The following is a 5,798-nucleotide window of genomic DNA, read 5'->3' on the forward strand; positions in this document are numbered from 1 at the left end:
ATGTGCACAGCGCTAGTTCTCATGATAGCACGTGTGCCAAAAGAGTCTTATTTGGCTTAAAAAAAAATTCTAAGGCTGGTGAACATTTTAGCGCGTCAAGGATCTACACCAATAGGTTTATCTTCATACGCAAGGAGTTTTTCTTAGCATGGTACACCATGGAGAACACACTAAGGGGGTTAAGGTCCAGGAATGGCGAGCTTGTAGAGTATTCATTTCCGTAGTTAGATCATTTTAGAAGATTATCCAAAGATTTATAAGCGCTCTACTGCATCAGCCAAAGCGTTTATTTCGCTATCCTTCATTAAAATAATCCTCAGTTAGAACAATGGTTTAAATTTTTTTGTTTCAGCTTTACGTAGCAGGTATACTGTTTTAATTGATTGAAGAATCACTCAGTTACATTGCTCTTTGTATAAAATTGTTGATCATAATATTGTAGCGTTTTTTCTCGGATCGTGGAGATATAACAGCCTAAGGTTCCAAAAATTTTTCAGTATCTACACTATTTAATTGATGCCTTATTTTTAGTCAGTCATTAATGCTGACATAGCTTACCCTTCTATGAGATTTAAAGCTTTGGTATTATATCATCTCTAAAATCTCTAATTGAAGTGCTAAACACATTACATGTGCCATGCTACTCAATGCATTTCTTCACCTTCCTAGCTTTTGTTCCTATATGCTAGGTTTTATATTTTTTTAAAGCACCAGAAGAAGCCCTTAGTATTGTAAAGTCAATCATCATTTAAGATTTAGCGACAAGGTATTGAATATGCTCTGAAAATCCCAGCTTTATGGGTAAAGCATTTCAGAGTATACTCTTTTGGCCATCTACGTTACTGCCCTTATACATCCTAAATTATCCTATTTTTTAGGCTAGCGACTTATTTTTCAGGGAAACTGCTTTTGATTGATCTTGTCTTAAATCCTGTAGCATTCAATCAATTCATGTTACGATACTTCTATTATAATATTTTCTGATCTTAACATCGACACCACCTAGCCCCAATGCAAGAAGAAAATCCCTATTTCTTAAAATATTCTAAAAAACTCTTATTTTCTTTTTATACTATTATACTTCGCTGCACTTTATAATAACCTGATTTTCAAGGATTAAAAATTAATGAAATTAATATACAACACGTAACGAAGTATTATCATAAAGTACAATTTTTTTGGTTACTCACATGGTTTGAAAGTCAAAAAAATATAGGCTTTGAGTAAAGAAATACTACTCAAAGCTTTGAATGAAAACTTTCTTACGATTCTTTACTCTTCTTCTTTTGATGATTCTTTAGATTCATCGTCTTCATCAGAAGAATTTTTTTCACTCTGCTCACTTTTTCCACCTTTCTTTTCTTCACTTTTTTCCTCAAATACTTTTTGGAGTACGTCGGAAATATCGGAATCATCGTCTGAATCCGGCTTTGCAATGACAGGCATGGATAATAGAGTTGTTATTAGACAGTAATACAAAAAATTCATTTTTTTCTCCTTATTTTTGAATGAATTCACAATTACATTTTACCCACGAAGCATTAAAAATTAAAAAACAAAATCATTATAAAGCACTTTTTCCAAATATAAGCCGTGTGCTGGTGCAGCTAATGGTTTACTATTACTGTCTTTAGGAGAAAGATAAGCTAAAAACTCTTTGAGAGTAATACATTTTGTAGCAAACTGGACCATGGCTCCAGTCATCATACGAACCTGACGATGTAAAAAAGATTTAGCTTGAAACTGAAGATAGATGAAAGGCTCTACATGTTCTACAACAACCTTTTCAAGGGTACGAAACGGATTAGAGGCTTGGCACGCTGAATTACGAAAATTAGAAAAATCCCAGCTTCCCGTTAATACTACTGCAGCTTCTTCTAATAATGCGTTTTGGAGTGGTTTTTTAATCCACCACGCCCGAGTTTTCCATAGAGGACTAGAACTAGAGCGAGGAAGCAGTATATATCTATAAATCCGGCGTTCTGCAGAAAAACGTGCATGAAATGCTTCACTGACACGTTGAACCTTCAAAATTTGCACCCCGGAATGATTTAAATAGTAATTACCCCCTTTATGAAGACACTCCTGGGTATAGTGTCTAGAAAAATCTACATGTGCTACCTGCCCCTGCGCATGAACTCCAGTATCAGTACGACCAGCAGCATATACATGAACGCTTTCTTGCGTAAGCGCTAAAAATGCTTGCTCCAGTCTCCGTTGAACTGAGAGTGGTGAAGACGTTTGACTTTGCCATCCAGAAAAAAAAGCCCCATCATATTCAATCTTAAGTGCATAACGACTCTTCATATTCGAGTAGTTGCATTATTATTTTTTAACTTATTATAAATTTTGTTTAAATAGTGAATATAAGAGCGAAATCTTTGGTACTGAGCCCTTCCCATACGTTCAATAGGCTGAGTAGATGCGTGCATCATCAAAGGATTTACCTGAGCACCATTGCGAATCATCTCAAAGTGTAAATGATTTCCTGTAGCGTTCCCTGTCGACCCCACAAACCCAATAATTTGCCCTTGGTGCACATTGGTTCCTGGATTTAACTTGTGCGCATAGTTTGATAAATGTCCGTAAGCGGTATGGTAAGCATTGGAATGACGAAGACGGATAAATTTTCCATATCCTCTTACCCATCCCACTTTTTCTACTATCCCAGAAGCCGCCGCGCGCACAGGTGTTCCTCGAGGGGCTGCAAGATCGATACCTTTATGGTGATGATGATAACCGAAAATAGGATGTTTTCGACGGCCAAAACAAGAAGATAGCCGTCCACCAGAAACAGGACGAATAAAACATAAGTGACGTCCTGAATTAAACTTTCTCCCATCTTCCGTAAATAAACCCGTTTTATTTTTCTGGGGTGCATAAGAATATAAAGAGACGTGACGCTTTGCATTTTTCAGTTTAAGAAATAAAATATCTGTACATTGCGATTCGCCAGTACGAGAATTTTTAATACCTCGATACAAAACAAAGAATTGAGAGCCCTTACCATACTGATGACGTACAGAAATTTTACTCGTTTCCAACGCTGAAGTAATCAAATTAAAAGCATGAGGAGGTAATTTCTTTTTTCGAAGATTCAAAAGCAAAGATCCCATTACAACACCCTGAGTCCGCATAACAAAAGGAACCACCGTATCTTGAATAGTCTCAATGCGCACAGTGCCTTGGGAATCAAGATGAAGTTTTTTTGTTATCATAAGATTAATTGGAATTTCTATGGAGGAAACATAATTTTCTTCTCTGAAACTTGAATAGTACACGCGAATTACCTTGCCCGTAAGGGCACGTGTGAATACTTTTTCTTTAATCAGTTTAGAAAGAGCATTTCTTATAGAGATACGATGATGCGGAAGAACGTTTTCTAAGCGCAATGCGTGCATAAACGCAGTAAGAGAATTCCACCGCAAGCAAAAACTTTTCAAAGAAGGAGGAAAAATTTTTGGTAACGGAAGAAGCGTTTCTGAACAGACCCCAGAAGAATCCAATATTTTCTGCCAATGATGAAACTCAGTAGAAGGCTTTACACTCCGATAAGGAAACAAAGGAAAAAACTGAGAAAAAATACGTGGATAAGGATATAAATTATCAGAAAAATGACCAAAACGATTTCTAAAAGAAAATAAATCTAGTCCTTGACTTTGAAAAAAATTTTCACGATAAACACGATGCATGTATAGTAGTATTCCAAAAGAAAAGAGAAATAAAACTGTAATTTTTGTAAAGCGTCTTTCTATTTCAGGATTCAAATACAGATGATGCATAACTTTTCCTCACGTTACTCAATAGACTTAACTGTAAAATTATGTTAGGCAGCCCTAATTTTACAACATTGTATACCAAAATGTAAGTCCCCTCTCCAACAGGCTCAGGGCTTAGGCACGAAAGATTAAAACGTGTTGTCTTGCAAAACTTATTAAAACCCATGGGAGCGATCGATTTATTATTCATAAGTCCTGCTATAATACTTATTCTTTCGTAATCTTTACCATTTTTTTAGCCACATATTTTTCAGTCTCTCTCTTTGCTACGTATTGAGTTCAATACCGTTTTGGTCAACATACACAAGACTTTAAGGGGGAACATTTTTTATAGCTGAATTCTAGCTTTTTTAATACGACTGAATACTCTTTAGGTACGCTAATTTAGAGCCTGCGATATTCAATTGCGCATCCTCATATCTCTTTTACAATTAAGAGTACTGTTGGTAGACTAAGCATTTTTTAACTTCATAGTCTTCTTCTTTCTTATATAGTCATTTTTGGCATGTCGACATTTAAATTTACTTTAGTATTATGAGTGATACAGCCAAATGAAGAAAGGAAAAGAAAAGCGTGTGCAAGTGTGTCATCTCTGGGTGCAACACGCCTGAAATGGGTTAACTTGTTGAACATTCGCTCAACTAGAGTACGTTCTTTATAAAGAGCTGCGTCAAATTTTCTGGGTTTTTTTTGCATGGATCGCGGGGAGATGACGGCGTTGTCGCTGCCAGCATAATAGACAATATCATGGGAATCGTAGCCTTTATCCGCCAATAGCGTTTTAAAGTCAAAATTCTCCATTAAATCAAGAGCGTTGGTATAGTTAGCGCACTGCGCAAGCGATAGAACGAATCTGATGGGGTTTCCTAAAGCATCTCATGGCAGCGTGGATCTTCGTACTAAAACCGCCTGCTGAGCGCTCCAGCGCTTGTTCTTGGGTACTATTGACTTTATTTTTTTTCTAAGGCCGCGACGTGTGGATTGGGAGCAAATCATTGTGGAATCAGTTATGATTCATTGCGTATCAGCATCTGCTGCAAGGGTATTGAAGATCATTTTCCACACACTGACCTTAGACCATCTTATCAAGCGTTTGTGAACCCTCGAGTATTTCCTGTAAGATTCTGGCAAGGTACGCTACGGCGCACTCTTGCGGGCAATCCACATCACGGCATTGATAAATTTCTGGTTATCGTTACCAGTAGGTTCTGAATCCCCTTTTTTCCCAGACAACCTTTCTTTGATTTCTTCCCATTGGTCATCTCGTATCCTTTGTAATCTCATCCCCTCTTGTAACTAAAGACTTTAATCTTACAACACTTAATTATAAATGTCGACACATTCTAGACTTAAAAAAACAAAAATAGAATACATAAAATTGGGTAATGATCTCAAAAAAATAAGCGTACTCATTGCATCTGTTGGCTAAAAAATAATGTTTTTACCCCCTTATTCGCCCGACCCAGGGCCCCCTCATAACAATAAATATTTCAAAAAAGAAAAATAATAGGGAATGCCTTGAAGGGTGAACCATTTAAGGTAAAGTTAATGAAAGAAATAGAAGAAGGGGGGGGGTCGATCATTTTAAACCCCTAAAAGATCCTAGGTCCAGTAGGAATAGGGCGCATGGGATGTCTGAGGTATTCTTAGGGGCTTTGTGTGTAGCGCTATGCGGGGCTGACGGATGGTAAGATGTTGAAGATTTTGCGAAGTTAAAGATAGATCTCAAGAGTCCTCTGCTCTATAAGAACGGCATACCCCGTGACGATACATTTCCAAGGTTTTTTAGAATCCTATAGCCCGGCAATGGTATGGAAAAGCATCAAGGCGCAGTTGAGATGTTACATAAGATACGCACGTTTTCTACAGAAGTTAGGCCAAAAGAAGGGATACAAGTAACGCGCTCACAGTAATACCGAAAATATTGGATTGGCTGAATCGTAGAAGATCTATTGTCACTATAACGTTGCAGATAAAATCATGTATTCTTTCTCAAAGGTAACGAGGGAAATCTTTCAG

General features: G+C 37.1%; 5 protein-coding genes and 1 pseudogene. 2 read left to right on the forward strand and 4 right to left on the reverse strand.

The window, feature by feature from the left end; genetic code table 11:
• Nucleotides 1–1,272: 1,272 nt before the first annotated feature.
• The 4 genes from HCUR_RS07900 to HCUR_RS09265 form a co-directional block, all read right to left on the reverse strand.
• Nucleotides 1,273–1,488: a hypothetical protein gene (locus HCUR_RS07900; RefSeq protein ID WP_165780820.1), complete on the reverse strand. Its 216-nt coding sequence runs from the start codon at nucleotides 1,486–1,488 to the stop codon at nucleotides 1,273–1,275.
• Between the two features lie 60 nt (nucleotides 1,489–1,548).
• The gene (gene truA, locus HCUR_RS06055; protein WP_104207201.1) at nucleotides 1,549–2,307 is read right to left on the reverse strand and encodes a tRNA pseudouridine(38-40) synthase TruA; all 759 of its coding nucleotides are present in this window, start codon (nucleotides 2,305–2,307) and stop codon (nucleotides 1,549–1,551) included.
• The gene (locus tag HCUR_RS06060; RefSeq protein WP_104207202.1) at nucleotides 2,304–3,782 is read right to left on the reverse strand and encodes a M23 family metallopeptidase; all 1,479 of its coding nucleotides are present in this window, start codon (nucleotides 3,780–3,782) and stop codon (nucleotides 2,304–2,306) included. The genes truA and HCUR_RS06060 overlap by 4 nt, the downstream gene beginning before the upstream one ends.
• A 483-nt stretch (nucleotides 3,783–4,265) precedes the next feature.
• Nucleotides 4,266–4,637, reverse strand: coding sequence for a hypothetical protein (locus HCUR_RS09265; RefSeq protein ID WP_341476059.1), 372 nt, complete (start codon nucleotides 4,635–4,637; stop codon nucleotides 4,266–4,268).
• 123 nt (nucleotides 4,638–4,760) lie between these two features.
• On the opposite strand from HCUR_RS09265, the gene HCUR_RS09270 reads away from it, so the two are divergent.
• Entirely contained in the window at nucleotides 4,761–4,991 is a 231-nt protein-coding gene (locus HCUR_RS09270; protein WP_207760957.1) for a hypothetical protein, read from the forward strand.
• A 377-nt stretch (nucleotides 4,992–5,368) separates the two neighbouring features.
• Nucleotides 5,369–5,470, forward strand: a pseudogene (locus HCUR_RS10310) (hypothetical protein); the annotation flags it as partial.
• Nucleotides 5,471–5,798 lie beyond the last annotated feature (328 nt).

Origin of the sequence: Holospora curviuscula (assembly GCF_002930195.1) — a bacterium.
GTDB classification, from domain to species: domain Bacteria; phylum Pseudomonadota; class Alphaproteobacteria; order Holosporales; family Holosporaceae; genus Holospora; species Holospora curviuscula.